Consider the following 17,233-nt stretch of genomic DNA (forward strand, 5'->3'; position numbering starts at 1 on the left):
ATGACCAGCACCGACCCGGGGCGGGGCCCCAGCAAGCTGGCCGAGGACGTGGGCCACACGACGCGACGAGCCGACCTCAAGAAAGGGCGTCGGCCATCGCGGCGTGCCCCCGGGTCCGCGTCGACGCCGCTGGCGGCTCCTCCGTATGCCGGGTCGCCCGGGACCACAGGTGCCGGCGCGAGTGCCACCCGGCCCCGACGCCTCCCCACGCTGCCGACGATCACCGTCACCCGCCCTCGGCTGCCCGTCTTCCTCTCGCGGGCTGGCCGGCAGACCTCCGGCCTGCTCGCCGGGCGCACCGAGGGCCTTCGGGCCAGGACCCGGCCGGCGTGGGGCCCGGTCGCGGAGTTCCTGCGCTGGATCTCACCGCTGGGCTGGAGCATCCTCGTGCTCGGGGTGGTCTGCTGGCTGGTCGCGGCGGTGGCCGACTGGGACGAGTGGGCCATGATCGGCGCCGCGGCGATGGCGCTCGTGGTGTGCTGCGCACTGCTGGCCGTGGGCCGCACGAGGGTGCGCATCGACACCGAGGTCGACCCCCTGCGGGTCACGGTGGGTGAGCCGGCCACCGGCCGAATCTCGGTCACCAACGAGTCGCGTCGGGGCATGCTCCCCCTGCTGGTGGAGCTGCCGGTCGGCATCACCGCGGCCCGGTTCACGCTGCCACCGCTGGGTTCCGGCAAGGCGCACGAGGAGCTCTTCGTGGTGCCGACCGAGCGCCGCGGCGTGATCGCCGTCGGTCCCGCCTCCACCGTGCAGGGCGACCCGCTCGGCATCGTGCGCCGCACCCTGCGCTGGACCGCGGTCACCGAGCTGTTCGTCCACCCGCGGACCCTGTCGCTGGAGAGCCTGGGCGCCGGACTCCTGCGCGACCTCGAGGGTGAGACCACCCAGGAGATGTCGATGTCCGACCTGGCCTTCCACGCGCTGCGCGAGTACCAGCCCGGGGACGACCGCCGCTACATCCACTGGCGCTCGTCGGCCAAGGCCGGGCGCCTGCTGGTGCGTCAGTTCCTGGACACCCGGCGCTCGCACCTGACCGTCCTCGTGGACGCCGACCCGGAGAAGTACGCGGGGGGCGAGGAGGATGCCGAGACCGCGATCTCGGTGGCCGCCTCGGTGGGCAAGCGGGCGCACATGGACGAGCAGGACTTCACCATCGTCTGTCGCGACTCGAGCGCCTCGCGCACGAGCGCACCGCTGGCCATGGACGCGCTGGCGCGGGTCGACCTCGGCCCCAGCGACCTCTACGCCATGGCGGGGGAGGCGCTCGCGCTGGCCCCCGACACCTCGATGGCCGTGCTCGTCACCGGGTCCGCGACCCCCTTCATCCAGGTGCAGCGGTCGCTCGGTCGGTTCGAGACCGAGGTGCTGCGGGTGGCACTCACCATCGACCGTGACCAGCGGGTCGGGGTCAAGAACGTCGGAGGCATCACGCTGATGAACATCCACGAGCTCGGCGACCTGCGCGCCGTGCTGATGGGGGTGATGGCCACGTGAGCGCCAGCCCGCTCGCCCCGCCGCGCGAGTCGATGATCCCCACCGAGCGCACGCGCGCCGACCGCGCCGCGAGCCTGCGCACCCGCCTGCTGCCGTCCCGCGACGACCTCGTCGACCTGGGCTTCACCGCCCTGCTGGTCGGGTTGGCGCTGTGGGGCTTCCGCACCGTGTTCTTCGGCTGGGAGTGGGTGCTGGCCGCCGTCGGTGGGCTCGTGCTCGGTCTGCTCGTGGCCCACGTGGTGACGGCGTTCCGCCTGCCGTCGATCGTGACCATGCTCGGTCTCGCCGCGGCATACCTCGTCCTCGGCGGGCCGCTCGCGGTCCGCGACCACCTCGTGGCCGGTGTCTTCCCGAGCGGTCGGACGATCCGCGACCTCGCGTCGACCTCGGTGCACGGCTGGAAGCGGCTGCTGACGCTGCTGCCCCCGGTGGACGCGACCGTCTCCCTCCTCGCGCTGCCCCTCCTCGTCGGGCTGGTCGGGGCCGCCGTCACCTACACGGTGGCGCGTCGCCGCGCCCACGGGTATGCCGTCGTGGTGCCGCCGCTGGTCGCCCTTGCCCTGACGATCGTGCTCGGGACCCTCGAGCCCGCCTCTCTTCTCGCGCAGGGAGTCGCCTTCGGTCTGGCCGCGGTCGGCTGGATGATCGTGCGTAGCAGCCGCTCGCGGGCGCCGCTGCAGAACGGCGCGGGCCGTGGGGCGCGGGCGGCCATCGGCACGGGTCTGCTGGCGTTGGCCGCGGTCGCCGGCCTGGTGGCCGGGCCCCACCTGCCCGGCACCGAGGGCGACCTGCGCCGGGTGGCGCGCACGGAGATCGTGCCGCCCTTCGACATCGCCCAGTTCCCGAGCCCGCTCGCCGGGTTCCGCAAGTACACCGAACCCAACGAGGCCAAGCTCTACGACACCGAGCTGATGCGGGTCACCGGCGCTCCGGCGGGCACGCCGCTGCGCTTCGCCACCCTCGACCACTACGACGGCGGGGTCTGGGGGGCCGGCGCACGGGCCGGCATCGACTCGCCCACGCCCGGCACGGCGTTCCAGCAGGTCGGCGAGAAGGTGAGCGCCCGCGGTGACGGCAGGCCGGCCACCGTGCAGGTCACCATCCCCGAGGGCGGCTACTCCGATGTGTGGCTCCCCACGGTCGGGCAGGTCACGGGGGTGAAGTTCGCCGGCGCCCGGGCCGGTCAGCTCGCCTCGAGGCTGTGGCTGAACACCGACACCAGCACGGCGATCGTGCCCGACCGGGTGTCGGCCGGCGACCGCTACACGATGAGCGTGCTGCTGCCGACGAAGGTGGTGCGCGACAAGCTCCCCACCTCGTTGTCCACCGCCACGGGCAACCTCGTCCAGAACGAGGAGCTCGGCTTCCTCGACGAACGGGCCGACGCCTGGAGTCAGGGTGCGCAGAGTCAGGGTGCACAGGGTCAGGGTGCGCAGGGCTCGTGGGACGAGCTGCGTGCCGTGGCCGCGGCGATGAAGGGTGACGGCGCGTACACCGACGGGGGCACCAAGAACTCGGTCGAGAGCTACTACCTCGCGGGGCACTCCCGCGGGCGGCTGGCCCGCTTCGTCGGTGCCACGCAGCTGGCCGGCAACGACGAGCAGTACGCCGCGACGCTGGCCCTCGTGGCCAACCGGTTCGACATCCCCACCCGGGTGGTCATGGGTGCCGAGCTGCCCGCGGACGGCGTGGTCAGGGGGAAGGACGTCCACGCGTGGGTCGAGGTGCAGGACACCACCGGCACGTGGATCCCGCTGCTGCAGGACACCTTCCTGCCCGACCGCAACCAGAAGCCCAACCAGCTCCAGTCCAAGACCGACGAGCAGAAGATCGGCGCCCTCGTGCCGCCGCCGGCCGGCACCAACCCGCCGAGCGTGCTGCAGGGACCCGACCAGGCCCAGAACGCCGTCAACCTGAAGAAACCCCCGAAGAAGCTGTTCGACCCCTCCGCCTGGCCGACCTGGCTGCGCTGGCTGGTCTTCTACGTCCTCGTCCCGTTGCTGGTGCTCGTCGCCCTCTACTGGATGGTGCGGGGAGCCAAGGCCTGGCGACGTCGGCGCCACGCCACGCGGGGCACGGCGACGGCGCGGGTCGCGTGGGCGTGGGACGACCTGATGGACAGCGCCCGGTCGTTCGGTCACGCCCTGCCCCGGCGGGCCACGCGGCTCGAGCAGGCGGCTGCCCTCTCCCGCCTCGACAGTGCGAACGCCCTGGCCAGCCGGGCGAATGCGCTCATCTTCGGCCCGGGCACCCCTGACGTCGACGATGCCGGGGCCTACTGGCGCTCGACCAACGAGGCGCGTGGTGACCTCCGGGCGAACTGCGACTTCTGGCGCCGGTTGCGGTCCGACGTCGACCCTCGACCGCTCTTCACGCGCGGACCGGTGACCCCGGAACGGCGCCGCCGCACCCTTCCTGCCCTTGCCACCCTGACCCGGAGGACGGCTGCCTCGTGAAGCTGAAGTTCACCCTGCGATCCTCGGGCGACGTCGACACCGACCTCGTCGCCACGGTCGACGGCACCACCACCGTCGGACAGCTCGCGGAGTACCTCGTCCTGGCCGACCCAGCTCGCGGCGCGGCCGCCGTGCAGCCCGGACTCGGTGACTTCACCCTGTCGCACGTCGCCGAGGGCTACCGCGCCGTCGACCCGCGGGCGACGATCGCGGAGAGCGGCCTGCGCTCGGGTGCACACGTCGCGGTGACGCGACGCACCGAGGGGTATGCCGACCGCGGCCAGTCCGTCGCGACCGCCGTGGTCGTGGCCGGCCCCGACACCGGCCGCGAGGTCCCGCTCGGGGCCGGCACGGCATACCTCGGTCGGGGTCGCGGCTGCGAGATCCAGCTGAGCGACGCGCAGGTCTCGCGCCGGCACGCCCGGCTGCTGGTGACCGACATCGTCGAGGTCATCGACCTCGGTTCGTCGAACGGCATCCAGGTGCAGGGCCAGCAGGTCGACCGTGCGGTGCTGAAGAGCGGCGACCGGTTCACCATCGGCTCGTCCGAGATCGAGGTGCGGGTCGCCGGGGGCAACACCGGGCTCGCCGCGGCCCGCGGCACCTCGCTGCCGTTCTCGCGGTCCCCCCGGATCGCGCCCCTCTACGTCGGGCGCGAGTTCCCGGTGCCGGCGCTGCCCGAACGCCCCAAGCCGGAGCGACCTCCGTGGATCGCCGCCGCGGTGCCGATGCTCATGGGTCTCGGCCTGGCCCTCGCGCTCCACAACATGCTGTTCCTGCTGTTCATCCTGCTGACGCCGGCCATGTTGTTCGGGCACTACTTCGAGTCGCGACGCAACGCCCGCAAGGACTACGAGCAGGCGCTGCTGGAGTTCCGCGAGGACCTCGCCCTGATGGTCGAGCAGCTCGAGGAGGAGCAGGGGCGTGAGGTGGTGGGTCGGCAGGCCGAGCACCCCGCGAGCACCGAGGCCGTCCAGGCGGTCGACAGCGCCTCGGCCCTGTTGTGGACCCGGCGCCCGGGTGACCCCGGGTTCTGCGAGTTCCGGCTCGGCCTCGGCGAGCTCCCGTCGCGCAACACCCTCAAGCTCCCCGAGCTCGGGCGGTCGCGGGCCGAAGCATGGCTAGAGGCCTCGCAGGCCGTCGACGGGATGGGCGCGGTCCGCCCCGTCCCGGTGGTCGCGGAACCGTTGCGCACCGGGGCGATCGGCATCTCCGGCCCTCGCCAGCGTGCCCTCGAGGCGGCTCGTGCCGTCGTCGTCCAGGCGGTCGCCCTGCACTCGCCGGCCGACCTCGTCGTGGCGGCGGTCGGCTCGCCGGCCACCGCCCGCGACTGGGACTGGCTCAAGTGGGTGCCGCACACGGCCTCCCCGCACAGCCCGATCGACGCCCGCCACCTCGCCAACACCGGTCCGGCCAGCCTGTCGCTGGTCACCGAGCTCGAGGAGCTCGTCGCGAGCGGGCCGCCGTCGGCGGAGCCCGCCGACGACTCGACCGGTCCGGTGCAGGGCACGTTCAAGCCGCCCCGGCTGCCCGTGGGGCGGCCCATCGTGCTGCTCGTCGTCGAGGACGACGCGCCCCTCGAGCGCAGCCGACTGGTCCAGCTGGCCGAACGCGGCTGGCGCCACGGCATCGTCGTGCTCTGGGTCTCGCCGACGACCGCCACCCTCCCCGCGGCCTGCCGCACCTTCGTCGAGCAGGGCCCCCAGCAGGGTGACGCCGTGGTCGGGTACGTCGGTGAGGCAGTGGTGCGGATGCCGGTCGACGCCGACCACGTCGAGGCGGCGGACGTCGAGCGACTCAGCCGCCAGATGGCCCCGCTCGTCGACTCCGGCGTGCCCGTCGAGGACGAGAGCGACCTGCCGCGAGCGGTGTCGTTCGTGAACCTCGTGGGTCACGAGCTGGCCGAGGCCCCCGGGCCGGTCATCGAGCGCTGGGGTGAGAACCGGTCGATCCTCACCGGCCCGTATGCCGCCGGGCCCGTGGCGCGCCCGAAGCCGGGCAACCTCCGCGCCGTCATCGGGCAGTCGGCGGCCGGCACCTTCTCGATCGACCTGCGCGCCGACGGACCGCACGCCCTGGTCGGCGGCACCACCGGCGCCGGCAAGTCGGAGCTGCTCCAGGCGTGGATCCTCGGCATGGCCGTGGCCCATTCCCCGCAGCGGCTCACCTTCCTGCTGGTCGACTACAAGGGTGGATCGGCCTTCCGGGACTGCGTGAACCTGCCCCACACCGTCGGACTGGTCACCGACCTGTCGCCGCACCTCGTGCGGCGGGCGCTCGCGTCGCTGTCGGCCGAGCTCAAGCACCGCGAGCACATCCTCGCCCAGCACAAGGCCAAGGACCTGGTCGAGCTCGAGCGCCGGGGCGAGGTCGCGGCGCCTCCCAGCCTGGTCATCGTGGTCGACGAGTTCGCCGCGCTGGTGCAGGAGGTCCCCGAGTTCGTCGACGGCGTCGTCAACGTGGCGCAGCGCGGCCGCTCGCTCGGACTCCACCTGATCCTCGCCACGCAGCGGCCGGCCGGCGTCATCAAGGACAACCTGCGCGCCAACACCAACCTGCGGATGGCGTTGCGGATGGCCGACGAGGCCGACAGCGACGACGTGCTCGGCACGCCCGTGGCGGCATACTTCGACCCGGCCCTGCCGGGCCGCGCGGTCTCCAAGGCCGGGCCCGGTCGCCTCACCCCCTTCCAGACCGGGTATGCCGGTGGGTGGTCCACCGGCGAGGCGCCGGCCGCCTCGCTCGACGTCGAGACCCTCGGGTTCGGGGTCGGCACGCCGTGGGAGCTGCCCGTCGTCGAGGACGCCCACGACGTCGTGCAGGAGGACCTCGGCCCGACCGACATCCAACGGGTCGTGACCCAGATCGGCGCGGCCCAGGTGGCCGCCGAGATCCCTGACCCGCGCAAGCCGTGGCTGCCGGAGCTGGCACCGGTCTACGAGCTCGCCGACCTGCCGACCCGTCGCCGTGACGACGAGCTCGTCATCGGCATCAGCGACGACCCCGACAGCCAGACCCAGCCGCCGATCAGCTTCCGTCCCGACATCGAGGGCAACCTCGCGGTGTTCGGGGCCTCCGGCGCCGGCAAGAGCGCCTTCCTGCGGACCATCGCCGTCGCGGCGGGCTTCACCGTGCGCGGCGGACCGTGCCACGTCTACGGCCTCGACTTCGGCAACCGTGGGCTGGCCATGCTCGAAGCGCTGCCGCACGTCGGCAGCGTCATCTACGCCAGTGACCACGAGCGGGTCGTCCGGCTGCTCACCATGCTGCGCGAGACGATCGACGAGCGGGCCCTGCGCTACTCCGCCGTGAACGCCGCCACCATCACCGACTTCCGGCGGCTCGCCGAGGCTCCCGACGAGCCACGGATCCTCGTCCTCGTGGACGGGCTCACCAGCTTCCAGGCGGCCTACGACAGCCATGCCGGGCAGCGGTGGCTCGACCTGTTCACCTCGCTGGCCGGGGACGGACGACCGCTGGGCGTGCACTTCGTCGTCACGGCCGACCAGCGCAGCGGGCTGTGGGGCGGGCTCTCGTCCGCGATCCAGAACCGCGTGGTGCTGCGGATGGCCACGGTCGACGACTACCTGGCGCTCGATGTCGACGCCGACGTGCTGTCGCTGGGCTCGCCCCCCGGCCGCGCCATCGTGCACGACCGCGAGGTGCAGGTCGCGGTGCTCGGCGGTTCGTCCGACTCCACCGTGCAGGCGCGGGCCATCAACGGCTTCGCCGAGGGGGTGCGGCGGGCCGGCGTGCCCGAGGCACCGCCGATCCTGTCCCTGCCCGAGTCGGTGTCGCTCTCGACGCTCCCGGCGGTCGACGCCGCAGGACGGCCCGCGATCGGGCTGTCGTCCACCACGATGCGTCCCATCGGGTTCGACCTGAGGGGGAGCCAGATCGTCCTCGGGCCGTCCGGCAGCGGTCGGACGACAGCGGTCCTGACGATGGCACAGGCGGCCCTGCGCGCCCAGCCGGGGCTGCGGTGCTGGCTGTTCAGCCCGCGCCGGTCGGTGCTGACCCGGACCACCGGCGTGTGGACCGAGAGCGCCGTCGGGGTCGACGACTGCCGGGCCCTGGCCAAGCGGCTCAAGGACGAAGTGGTGGAGGCCGGACCCTCCGGAGCCACCATGCTCGTGGTCGTCGAACGCGCCCAGGACTTCGACGGGTCGATGGCCGAGGACGACCTCTTCGAGCTCTTCAAGGCAGTCGTGAACTCCGAGCAATGCGTTGTGGCAGAAGGCGATTCGGGATTCTTCAACTCCAACTACGGCATGTCCGGCGCCCTGAAGTCGTCGCGCTCGGGAGTGTCGCTCCAACCCAGTGGTGACGAGGCCTCGGCCTTCGCCGCCGACTACCGCGGCGTCAGCCGCGACCAGCTCCTCGAGGGCCGTGGCTTCCTCGTGCGCCGCGGCAACCCCGAACTCCTGCAGGTGGCCCTGCCGCTCTCCACGGGCGCCACGGGTGGAGGCGGGGTGGGGAGTGCTCCCCATTGAGGTACCGCGTGACCCGCACCTAGTTTTCTCGCAGCAAGCACTGACTCGCACCACGACTTGTCCAGATCCGCAACACCAAGCGAGTGCCACCAACGGCGCTCACGACACGAAAGAGGGGAACCGTCATGGCTGAACTTTCCATGAAGACCGGCATCGCCCGGGCCCAGGCCGGCGTCCTGGACGACTCCGCCCAGAAGATCAAGAAGGCGAAGACGGAGATCGACGACCTGATCGGTCAGCTCAAGAACAGCTGGTGGGGTGAGGACCAGAAGAAGTTCGAGACCAAGTGGAACGGGCAGTATGCCGCGGACCTCACCAAGGCCGCGACCGGCCTGACCAAGGCGGCCGACCAGATCCGCACCGAGGCCAAGCAGCAGGACCAGACCTCGCACTGACCCGGTGGCCTCGAGGCCCCGACCACGCGCGGACCTCGAGCACCCGGCACAGCAGGCAGTAGGCACGAAGAACCACATCCGGCACGACCCACGAACGGCACGAAGACAAGGAGACAACCATGCTTCCCACTCCCGAAGGTGGCGGCGGCGGCGGCGAGAAGAAGGGGATGGACCCGTCGAAGGTCCAGGACGTCATCTCTCGCCTCGGCAAGGCCAAGGCCGACCTCCAGCACGCCAAGCAGGACGCCGACCAGGCCGCGCACAAGCTGGCCGGCGCCTGGCACGGCCCGGACTCGACCCGCTTCCAGTCCCAGTGGAAGAACGACGCCAACCACATCGACCAGACGGTCCTCGACGTGACGGAGATGCACAAGCGCCTGCAGGCCGAGCTGGCCGAGCAGAAGGCCACCTCGAACTGAGGCCACTCACGCCGGCGACCGCTCCCGGGTCACCCAGGGACGGTCGCCGGCGTGACCTCGCACCACAGCGCACCCAGACCCGCGCACCCAGACCCGCGCACCCAGACCACCCCGTGCCCTCGTGGCACCTGTTGTGAAAGCAGACTGCCATGGGCGGCACCGACAAGAAGGGCATGGAGAACCAGAAGGTTCGTTCCATCGCCGAGCAGCTGTCCCGGGTGCGCCGTGACCTGACCGACGCCACCACCACCGCCGAGAAGGCCGTCCGGCAGCTCCGCGGCGTCTGGGTGGGCGAGGACGCCACGAGCTTCTTCAACGCCTGGCCGACCACTCGCGCCACGCTGGACTCGAGCTCCGGCGGGGTCGAGGAGCTCACCAAGAGGCTGGCCGAGGAGATCGGTGACCAGGAGCTGACCTCCGGCGTGACCGGGGGTGGCGACGGACCCGGCGACGGCGGTGGCGACAGTGACGGCGACGGCACGCCCGATGCGACCGACCAGGACGACGACAACGACGGCACGCCGGACGGCAAGGACGAGGACGACGACAACAACGGCGTCCCGGACGACCGCGACGACGACCCCGAGGACTCCGACGACCAGGACGACGACGGTGTCGACGACAACAGCGACGAGGACGACGACAACGACGGGATCCCCGACGACGTCGACGACCACGACGACAACGACCACGACGACGACGGCATCGCCGACGGCGACGAGGACCCGCTCGACGACGACCAGGACGGCATCCCGGACGTCGAGGACGGCGACGACGACAACGACGGCATCCCCGACGAGGACGACCCCGAGCACGCCGCCGAGTCGCCGTTCGACAAGCCCGAGCTCAACGTCGGCATGACCCTCGCCGACGGCGAGAAGCAGCTGTGGGACGTCTCGGCCATCGACCACACGTGGGGCGACGAGGACGGCAACCACCTCTCCGCCGAGTTGCTCGGCACCGATGGCAAGGCCGACTACGAGCTCGGCATCTCGCAGGACGGCCTCGTGGCCTCCGGTGGCGTGATGGCCGGCGCGTATGTCGCCAAGGTGAGCGGCGCATACTCCAACAGCTACGGCACGCAGGCCCAGGGCGAGGCGTACGTCGGGGCGCAGGCCAACGCTGACGCCGGCGTCAAGATCGGCCTCGACGGCGCCAAGGCCAACGTCGGCGGTGAGGTCTTCGCCGGCGGCAAGGCCGAGGGCGAGGTCAGCCAGGACCTCGGTCCGGTGGACGTCGGGGTCGGCGGCGAGATCTCCTATGGCATCGGTGCCCACGCCGAAGCCGACGCCGAGATCAGCAGCGACAACATCGGGGTCTCGGTCGACATCGGTGCCACGCTGGGCATCGGTGGCGGCATCAAGTTCGACATCGGGTTCGACCCGCCCTGGTAGGCCGCAGGCCCGATCACACCGACCCGGCCCCGGTCCGCACGATCGTCAGCACCCCATGCAGAACCCACGCAGCACCCACGCAGCACCCACGAAAGGCGCGCCAGCACCATGAGCACCCTCAGCTTCCCCTCCGAACGCTTCCCCGCGCCGCCGGCGGTGAGCATCGACGTGCCCGACACCTGGGAGCCCGTGTCCGCGCCCGCCGTGGCGCTGGCCGCGAAGCAGACGGAGGTCAACGCCGACTTCACCCCCAACGTGATCGTCCGGCTCGGCACCCGCCCCGAGAACGACCAGCCCGCCGACGCCCTGATGGAGCTGCGCGGCTCGGTCGACCAGCGTCCGCAGGCCGAGGTGGGCGAGGTCCGGACGGTCGAGATCAACGACCAGGAGTTCCACCGCGTCGACGTCTCGTGGGTCGACCCGCAGTTCGGGACGATCCGGCAGGTGCACGCCTTCGCCAGCCTGCCCCGCCAGGACGCCTTGCAGGACTTCGTCCACGTCACGGGTTCCGCCGGAGGGGCCGGCGTCGACGCGGACCTGTCGGTCGTCGAGCAGGTCATCGCCTCCACCCGCGTCACCCGCTGACCCAGCCCCACGGCATACCCCCCTGCCCACTTGTTGCGTCCTGGTGGTCACAGGCGGCGGGAATCGGGGGTCTGGTGACGTCCTGGGCGCAACAAGTCGGGAACGCGGCATAGGAAAGGGGCACCCGACCAGACGGCCGGGTGCCCCTTTCGTATGCCGTGTGGCAGAGGTGCTGGGGTCAGCGCTCCTCGGTGCCGGCGATGAAGGCCTCGAGCTTGGTGCGGCCCTCGGTGTCCTCGCGCTGCACGGGCGGGGACTTCATCAGGTAGGACGAGGCGCTGATCAGCGCGCCGCCGATGCCGCGGTCCTTGGCGATCTTCGCCGCGCGGATGGCGTCGATGATGATGCCGGCCGAGTTGGGGGAGTCCCAGACCTCGAGCTTGTACTCGAGGTTCAGCGGCACGTCGCCGAACGCGCGACCCTCGAGGCGGACGTAGGCCCACTTGCGGTCGTCGAGCCACGCGACGTAGTCGGACGGGCCGATGTGGACGTTGCGGCTGTCGGTCAGACCCGCCAGGGCGCCGGTCAGGTTCGACGTGACGGCCTGGGTCTTGGAGACCTTCTTGGACTCGAGGCGCTCGCGCTCGAGCATGTTCTTGAAGTCCATGTTGCCGCCGACGTTGAGCTGGTAGGTGCGGTCCAGCGTCACGCCGCGGTCCTCGAACAGCTTGGCCATCACGCGGTGCGTGATGGTCGCGCCGACCTGCGACTTGATGTCGTCACCGATGACCGGCACGCCAGCCGCCTCGAACTTCGCGGCCCACTCGGGGTCGGAGGCGATGAAGACGGGCAGGGCGTTGACGAAGGCCACGCCGGCGTCGATCGCGCACTGGGCGTAGAACTTGTCGGCGACCTCGGAGCCCACCGGGAGGTAGGAGACCAGCACGTCGGCCTGGGTGTCCTTGAGGACCTGCACGATGTCCACGGGCTCGGCGTCGGACTGCTCGATGGTTTGGGCGTAGTACTTGCCGATGCCGTCGTAGGTGTGGCCGCGCTGGACCGTGACGCCCGTGGGGGGCACGTCCGCGATCTTGATGGTGTTGTTCTCCGAGTTGCCGATCGCCTCGGCCAGGTCGAAGCCGACCTTCTTGGCGTCCACGTCGAAGGCGGCGACGAACTCGACGTCCTTCACGTGGTACTCACCGAACTGGACGTGCATGAGCCCGGGGACGTTGCCTGCCGGGTCGGCGTCCTTGTAGTACTCGACACCCTGGACCAGCGAGCTGGCGCAGTTGCCGACGCCAACGATGGCGACGCGAACGGATCCCATGGGAAGACTCCTTCAGTTGTTCGGGGTAGGGGTGATGGGGGTGGTGCTCTGGGTCGTGCTCTGGGTCGTGCTCGGGGTGGTGCTGGGGGCCGGTGACGGGATGTTCCGTTCGGCGGTGATCAGCTCGTTGAGCCAGCGGACCTCGCGCTCCGCGGAGTCCAGGCCGTGCCGCTCGAGGGCGGCGGTGTAGGTGTCGAAGCGCTCGCGGTTCTTGGCGGAGCTGGTGCGGATGGTGTCCAACCGCTCCTCGAGCCGGCTGCGGCGTCCTTCGAGGATCCGCAGCCTGACCTCGGCCTCGGTGCGGGCGAAGAAGGCGAAGTGGACGTCGAAGGTGTCGTCCTCCCACGCGGTCGGACCGGCTTCCTTGAGCAGCTCCTGGAAGTGCTCCTTGCCGTCGGCGGTGAGCTCGTAGACGATGCGGGCGCGCTTGGAGCCGGCGGTCGCCGCCGTGTGCTGGTCGGCGCTGGCCTCGGAGATGAGGCCCTGGTCGAGCAGCCCGCGCAGGCACGGGTAGAGCGTGCCGTAGGACAACGCGCGGAAGGCACCGAGCGCGGCGTTGAGTCGCTTGCGCAGCTCGTACCCGTGCATGGGGCTCTCGTGCAGCAGTCCGAGGACGGCGAACTCGAGGAGCTCTGAGCGACGGCTCATGACGGGCTGCACCTCCCTCGCGTTGGTCCGCATGGATCGGGTCCGTGCGAGTCACCGGTGGTTCGACGACGCCCGCAGCCTACACCAAGATATATCGAGCCGATATATCTGGGAATCCGTGACCTTTCGCCCCCGTGGTTCGTTGACGTGGGGTCGGGCGAATGCACGATTCTCACCGTCGCCAGTCATACTGAGCGTCAGTTGACGGCGCGGAGCCGTGGCCGAAGGGCCGGGGACCGTGCCTGTTGTATGCCGATCGGGAAGGTCAGATGAGTACCTCACGTCCGAAGACGCGCGCCCAGGCGAAGGCCGCGCAGCGCACCGCCGCGAAGGGTGGTGCCGGCACGGGTCCCGCCTCCGCGGGGCGGGGCTCGACCAGCGGCGCAGGCCGGGGCGACGGGGGCCGGGGCAGCGGTGGCAAGGGTGGTCCGCGCAAGGGCGGCCGCGGCCGGCGCTGGGCCAAGGGCCTCGGCATCGCGGCACTGGTGGGCTTCCTGCTGGCGGTCGTGGCGTTCTTCATCGCCTACTCCCTCGTCGACACCCCCAAGCCGAACGAGCTGGCCAACGCGCAGGCGTCGATCATCTACTACGCCGACGGCAAGAACGAGATGGCCAGGATCAGCGAGATCAACCGTGAGTCGGTGAAGCTCGCACAGGTGCCGAAGGCCGTGCAGGAAGCCCACCTCGCCGCCGAGGACCGCAACTTCTACCAGAACTCCGGCATCAGCCCGACCGGCATCGCCCGCGCCGTCTGGGTGGGCCTGCGCGGTGGTGCCACCCAGGGTGGGTCGACCATCACCCAGCAGTACGTGAAGAACTACTTCCTCACCCAGGACCAGACGCTGTCGCGCAAGGGTCGCGAGATCATCATCTCGATCAAGATCGCCAAGCAGCAGTCCAAGGACACGATCCTCGAGAACTACCTCAACACCATCTACTACGGCCGGGGCGCCTACGGCATCCAGACCGCGTCGAAGGCGTACTTCAACAAGGACGTCTCCAAGCTCACGCCGTCCGAGGGCGCCTTCCTCGCCTCGGTCATCCGTGGCCCGTCGTTCTACGACCCGGCCCTCGGTGCGGAGCAGAAGGCCAACGCCGAGGCGCGCTGGACCTACGTCATGGACGGCATGGTGAGCCAGGGCTGGCTCAGCCCCCAGGAGCGCGCCGCCGCGAAGTTCCCGACCGTGCAGAAGCCCCGCAAGGCCACGGGTTCGTCCGGCCCGTCCGGCTACCTGGTCGACCTGGTCAAGAAGGAGCTCAAGGCCAAGCTCAAGATGAGCGACGCGGACATCGACAAGGGCGGCTACAAGATCGTGACGACGATCGACCGCAACGCCCAGGCGGCCGCGGTCAAGGCCGTCAACGACCGCATGCCGACCGACAAGGGCGCCGACACCCTGCACGTGGGGCTGACGAGCATCAAGCCAGGTGACGGCGCGATCGTTGCCCTGTACGGCGGCCAGGACTACCTCAAGGAGCAGTTCAACACCGCCACCGACGCCAAGATGCAGGCCGGTTCGACGTTCAAGGTGTTCGCCCTGCTCGCGGGCCTGTCACAGGACAAGCCGATCAGCACCAAGACGATGTTCGACGGCAAGACCCCGCAGTACTTCAAGGAGTTCGCCGACTCGACTGGTGACGAGAATGCCAAGCGGGGCCGGGTCACCAACTTCGGGTTCGAGAACTTCGGCCGGATCGACCTGCGGACCGCGACGGCCCACTCGGTCAACACCGTCTACGCCCAGCTCAACATCAAGGTGGGCCCGCAGAACACCAAGGCCGCCGCCGTCGCGGCGGGGCTGCCGGAGAAGACCCTCGGCGACAACTATGCCAACGTGCTCGGCACCGACAGCGTCACCGTGCGAGACATGGCCAACGCCTACGCCACGATCGCCGCGAACGGCATCCGCGCGGTCCCCTACCTGATCCGGACGGTCAAGGGTGGCCCTGGTGACCTGGACTACAAGGTCAAGGTGTCGCGGAAGGTGGTCTTCGACAAGGGGGTCACCGCCGATGCCATCGACGCGATGACGCAGGTCGTCAAGCGCGGCACCGGGTCGTACGCGCAACAGCTCGGGCGCCCCGTGGCCGGCAAGACCGGGACGACGTCCAACAACAAGGCGGCCTGGTTCAACGGCTTCACCCCGCAGCTGGCCACCGCGGTCGGGATGTACCGCACCGGCAAGGGCGGAGCGGAGCTGTCGATGACCAACATCGGCGGCTACCGGGAGATCACCGGTGGCACCATCCCGATCCGGATCTGGACCGACTACATGCAGACCGCGCTGACCGGCCTGCCGGTCGTCGACTTCCCGCCACGGGCCGGCCTCGGCGACGACCAGGTCTTCACGCCGCCGCCGACCACGACCACCACGACGACGACGACCACGACCACCACCACGACGCCGCCGACGACGACCACGACGACGCCGCCACCGACCAAGACCAACAAGCCGACGAAGACCACGGTCACGGTGCCGCCGCCGACGATCACCCTGGGCGGAGCGCCACAGACGACCCCCGCGACGCAGTGACCCACGAGGGGGATCTGCTCCCCAGTGGCTCGCTGGCTGTTGCCGGCGGGCCGCTGGGCCGTCACGTGTCGGCGCGCGCGGTCTCGTGGCTCGCGGCCGTCGTGCCCCTCCTGGTGGCCACGGGCGCCACGATGGCGCTGTCCGTGGCGGAGCGGGCGCACTGCATCCAGAAGGGCTGGGTCGGGTCCGACCAGTTCTGGCACGCCTGCTTCTCCGACCTCCCCGCGCTCTACCAGCTCGGCAACCTCGACGAGGGCCTGGCCGCTTACGTCGCGGGAGAGGGCGCCCGTGCCGACCACCCGGTGCTCACCGGGGCGGTGATGGCCTGGGTCGGGGGGCTGGTGCCGGACGGCTCGTTCCTCGACCAGACCCGGTGGTACTTCGCGCTGTGGGCCCTGCTGGGCACGGCGCTCGCCGTCGCCATCGTCTACCTCACCGCCGCGTCGCGCCCCTCGCACGTCACGAACGCCGCGCACGTGGCGTTCAGCCCCGTGCTGGTCCTCACCGCGATGCTGTCGCCCGACCTCTTCGGGGTGGCGCTGGCGAGTGCGGGCATCTGGGCGTGGAGCCGTCGTCGACCCGTCGCGGCCGGGGTGCTGCTCGGCCTCGGGGTCGCGGCGCGCACCTACCCCCTGCTCATCCTGCTCGCGCTGGTGCTGCTCGGCCTGCGCAGCGGGCGGCTCGGGGCGGTGCGTCGCACGCTCGGCGCGGCGGCCGGGGCCTTCGCGGTGGTGCTGCTGCCGTTCCTCCTGGCCAACCCCGGCGCGGTGCTGCGCTCCTCCCAGGTCTGGTGGGACAGCGCCGCGGGCCTGGGTTCGGTGTGGATGATCCCCCAGCTGGTGGGTCACCCCCTCCCGACCGGCGCCACCACCCTGCTCGCCGTCGTGGGACTGCTGGTGGCCATGGGGGTGGGGGCGGTGTTCGCGCTGAGCACCCGCCGCCGACCGACCGTGGCCGAGGTCGCGCTCGTCCTCGTGGCGGCCGCCCTCCTCACCGGCAAGGCGTTCCCGGTCCAGGCCTCGCTGTGGCTGCTGCCCCTCGTCGCGTTGTGCGGCCTGCGCTGGCGCGACCACCTGCTGTGGGCGGGTGCCGAGGCGCTGCACTTCGTCACCGTGTGGCTCTACGTCGGGGGGCTGTCCAAGCCCGACCGTGGCCTCCCGCCCGGCTGGTATGCCGTGTTCCTCACCATCCGGGTCGCTGCCGTCGCGTACCTCGTGTGGCGGGTCTGGCACACCGCTGCCGCCCGTGCGCCCGTCCCGGACCCCGAGGACGCCGCCGACCTCCCCGACCTCCGGTCTTTGAGCGATCCGACGGACCAGGACCCGTCGGATCGCTCAAAGACCCGCGTCGGAGGCGGGCTGGACGACGAGGTGGACGACGAGCTGGACGACGAGCTGGCGGGTGACTTCGCCGGTGCTCCGGACCGGCTGCTCGTCCGCCTCGCCTGACCCGGGCCGACCACGACAGCCCCGCTGCGCCGCGCCGCACGAGGGGCGGGGAGTCGTCGCCCCCGGGGAGTCGGGCCCTGTGGATGAGGATTCG

11 protein-coding genes are annotated in these 17,233 nt (G+C 71.1%); 9 read left to right on the forward strand and 2 right to left on the reverse strand.

Features of this window, described 5'->3' with window-relative positions; genetic code table 11:
* From AC1DX8_RS17660 to AC1DX8_RS17690, 7 genes are all read left to right on the forward strand, one after another.
* Positions 1-1,497: a DUF58 domain-containing protein gene (locus AC1DX8_RS17660; protein WP_477631257.1), complete on the forward strand. Its 1,497-nt coding sequence runs from the start codon at positions 1-3 to the stop codon at positions 1,495-1,497.
* Positions 1,494-3,953, forward strand: coding sequence for a transglutaminase-like domain-containing protein (locus AC1DX8_RS17665; RefSeq protein WP_477631258.1), 2,460 nt, complete (start codon positions 1,494-1,496; stop codon positions 3,951-3,953). The genes AC1DX8_RS17660 and AC1DX8_RS17665 overlap by 4 nt, the downstream gene beginning before the upstream one ends.
* On the forward strand, positions 3,950-8,446 hold the full coding sequence (locus tag AC1DX8_RS17670) for an FtsK/SpoIIIE domain-containing protein (protein WP_477631259.1): 4,497 nt from the start codon (positions 3,950-3,952) through the stop codon (positions 8,444-8,446). Before AC1DX8_RS17665 ends, AC1DX8_RS17670 begins: the two co-directional genes overlap by 4 nt.
* A gap of 125 nt (positions 8,447-8,571) precedes the next feature.
* Complete coding sequence (locus tag AC1DX8_RS17675) at positions 8,572-8,841, forward strand: hypothetical protein (protein ID WP_477631260.1); 270 nt, start codon at positions 8,572-8,574, stop codon at positions 8,839-8,841.
* 119 nt (positions 8,842-8,960) lie between these two features.
* A complete protein-coding gene (locus AC1DX8_RS17680) occupies positions 8,961-9,260 on the forward strand; it encodes a hypothetical protein (RefSeq protein WP_477631261.1) in 300 nt (99 codons plus the stop codon).
* A gap of 149 nt (positions 9,261-9,409) precedes the next feature.
* Entirely contained in the window at positions 9,410-10,654 is a 1,245-nt protein-coding gene (locus tag AC1DX8_RS17685) for a hypothetical protein (protein WP_477631262.1), read from the forward strand.
* A 108-nt stretch (positions 10,655-10,762) separates the two neighbouring features.
* Entirely contained in the window at positions 10,763-11,239 is a 477-nt protein-coding gene (locus tag AC1DX8_RS17690) for a hypothetical protein (protein ID WP_477631263.1), read from the forward strand.
* 178 nt (positions 11,240-11,417) lie between these two features.
* Here the strand turns inward: AC1DX8_RS17690 and AC1DX8_RS17695 are convergent, their stop codons facing one another.
* Entirely contained in the window at positions 11,418-12,509 is a 1,092-nt protein-coding gene (locus AC1DX8_RS17695; protein WP_477631264.1) for an inositol-3-phosphate synthase, read from the reverse strand.
* A gap of 12 nt (positions 12,510-12,521) precedes the next feature.
* Positions 12,522-13,157, reverse strand: coding sequence for a PadR family transcriptional regulator (locus AC1DX8_RS17700; RefSeq protein ID WP_477631265.1), 636 nt, complete (start codon positions 13,155-13,157; stop codon positions 12,522-12,524).
* A gap of 269 nt (positions 13,158-13,426) precedes the next feature.
* Here AC1DX8_RS17700 and AC1DX8_RS17705 point away from each other — a divergent pair, with 269 nt between their 5' ends.
* Positions 13,427-15,691 (forward strand): transglycosylase domain-containing protein, encoded by a 2,265-nt coding sequence (locus tag AC1DX8_RS17705; RefSeq protein ID WP_477631267.1) that lies wholly within the window; start codon positions 13,427-13,429, stop codon positions 15,689-15,691.
* Positions 15,688-17,139: a glycosyltransferase 87 family protein gene (locus tag AC1DX8_RS17710; RefSeq protein ID WP_477631268.1), complete on the forward strand. Its 1,452-nt coding sequence runs from the start codon at positions 15,688-15,690 to the stop codon at positions 17,137-17,139. Before AC1DX8_RS17705 ends, AC1DX8_RS17710 begins: the two co-directional genes overlap by 4 nt.
* Positions 17,140-17,233: the final 94 nt, after the last annotated feature.

This window comes from Pedococcus sp. P2_A3 (genome assembly GCF_056405035.1).

What these genes read in the sequence shown, in the direction of transcription:
- AC1DX8_RS17680 (WP_477631261.1), top strand. Translation starts at nt 8,961, where the DNA reads ATGCTTCCCACTCCCGAAGGTGGCGGCGGCGGCGGCGAGAAGAAGGGG.
- AC1DX8_RS17695 (WP_477631264.1), bottom strand. Translation starts at nt 12,509, where the DNA reads ATGGGATCCGTTCGCGTCGCCATCGTTGGCGTCGGCAACTGCGCCAGC.
- AC1DX8_RS17685 (WP_477631262.1), top strand. Translation starts at nt 9,410, where the DNA reads ATGGGCGGCACCGACAAGAAGGGCATGGAGAACCAGAAGGTTCGTTCC.
- AC1DX8_RS17690 (WP_477631263.1), top strand. Translation starts at nt 10,763, where the DNA reads ATGAGCACCCTCAGCTTCCCCTCCGAACGCTTCCCCGCGCCGCCGGCG.
- AC1DX8_RS17700 (WP_477631265.1), bottom strand. Translation starts at nt 13,157, where the DNA reads ATGAGCCGTCGCTCAGAGCTCCTCGAGTTCGCCGTCCTCGGACTGCTG.
- AC1DX8_RS17705 (WP_477631267.1), top strand. Translation starts at nt 13,427, where the DNA reads ATGAGTACCTCACGTCCGAAGACGCGCGCCCAGGCGAAGGCCGCGCAG.
- AC1DX8_RS17660 (WP_477631257.1), top strand. Translation starts at nt 1, where the DNA reads ATGACCAGCACCGACCCGGGGCGGGGCCCCAGCAAGCTGGCCGAGGAC.
- AC1DX8_RS17675 (WP_477631260.1), top strand. Translation starts at nt 8,572, where the DNA reads ATGGCTGAACTTTCCATGAAGACCGGCATCGCCCGGGCCCAGGCCGGC.